The organism is Phytobacter sp. V91, from assembly GCF_965644225.1.
In the GTDB taxonomy this organism is placed as follows: Bacteria; Pseudomonadota; Gammaproteobacteria; order Enterobacterales; family Enterobacteriaceae; genus CBFFRJ01.
The window spans coordinates 1-1,174 of the sequence record NZ_CBFFRJ010000278.1 but is presented as its reverse complement, the minus strand read 5'-3'; the positions used below and the strand labels follow the sequence as shown (position 1 = coordinate 1,174).

The 1,174-nt window shown below is 34.7% G+C and carries 2 protein-coding genes; both read right to left on the bottom strand.

Annotated features, from left to right (window positions below; genetic code table 11):
- Positions 1-115: 115 nt before the first annotated feature.
- A complete protein-coding gene (locus ACSZO4_RS25625; RefSeq protein WP_437891895.1) occupies positions 116-349 on the bottom strand; it encodes a hypothetical protein in 234 nt (77 codons plus the stop codon).
- A gap of 74 nt (positions 350-423) precedes the next feature.
- Positions 424-1,062 (bottom strand): ankyrin repeat domain-containing protein, encoded by a 639-nt coding sequence (locus ACSZO4_RS25620; protein WP_437891894.1) that lies wholly within the window; start codon positions 1,060-1,062, stop codon positions 424-426.
- Positions 1,063-1,174 lie beyond the last annotated feature (112 nt).

Here is a 1,174-nt window from a genome sequence, read left to right as displayed (position 1 = left end):
CGGGCATCGTGAAAAATCTATGGCAAAGAAAGCCTTATGTTCTCATAACTGACGATTAAATCGCACCTTCCCTAACTAAAAAGCCCCTAATAGTAGGGGCTTTTTATTTGAATGTTCATTCAATATTTAGCTGTTTATTATAATTGTTACAGAAACCTTGTGCATCTTCAAGTGTAGTGTATTGAGTCGCTTCTGGACCATCATAAACATCATTAGTCCCTTCATAGTAGATAAAAATGACTTTTTTACCTTCGACTTGTTTTATCTCTGCGGTAAGTCTTTTTTGAGAGGTTTTAAAATCACCTGTTGGGAGTGGTGATTTTGAGAAGGGATTTTTTCCATAAGCCATGAGGTTGTTCTCTTATAAACCAAATGAGCTATAAGTATGATGCTATCCGTTGGGAAAATCAAACAAAAATTAGACTACTTAACAATATACAATTCTGGTTTCATTAATCGAAGTCTTTCAATCATTTCCTTAATATCAAAGAGAGTAATGTCCTTGCTATTCGCTCTGACACTGACTAATCTTATAGCTCTTTTTTGTTTGTCCAGATACTCTAAAAATTTGATGTAATCATTTCGTTTTTTCATATAGTATATTTTCATGTTAGTATTTTCTTGCTCTGTTCGATACCATGCCTGCTCTTCATCCCAGAGAGTAATGTCCTCAATATTCATATAGCGGGGATAATGAACTTGAAAATCGTTATCCAGCAAAATTTCAATGCCTTGTTTCATTTTATCGATATGGTGTAAATGGATATCCCGGATATGGATGTCCTTGGATTTTATTTTATCTTTATGTTTCATAAAGATTTCAGGAAATCCAAAATAACCCATTCCCGATAAAACATGCTCACCTTCAAAATTTAAAAGATCTGGATTAATACCTGCTTCAAACAATCGATCTATTATTTCAATTTCATAATCATAATAACCCGATTTCCACAGTGCGGTTTTACCAACGAAATTTCGGTGGTTGATATCAACACCATTTTTAATCAACCAGTTCACTTCATCAACGCTTGTAGCTTCAAATAAAAGAGTCTGGTCAAGCATACCCCTATGTGTAGAAAGTGGTAAAACCTCTGGCTCTAAGGAAGGTGCGATTTAATCGTCAGTTATGAGAACATAAGGCTTTCTTTGCCATAGATTTTTCACGATGCCCGCA

Bases quoted from the DNA above. Each gene is read 5' to 3' on its own strand.
- ACSZO4_RS25625 (WP_437891895.1), bottom strand. From the start codon at position 349: ATGGCTTATGGAAAAAATCCCTTCTCAAAATCACCACTCCCAACAGGT.
- ACSZO4_RS25620 (WP_437891894.1), bottom strand. From the start codon at position 1,062: ATGCTTGACCAGACTCTTTTATTTGAAGCTACAAGCGTTGATGAAGTG.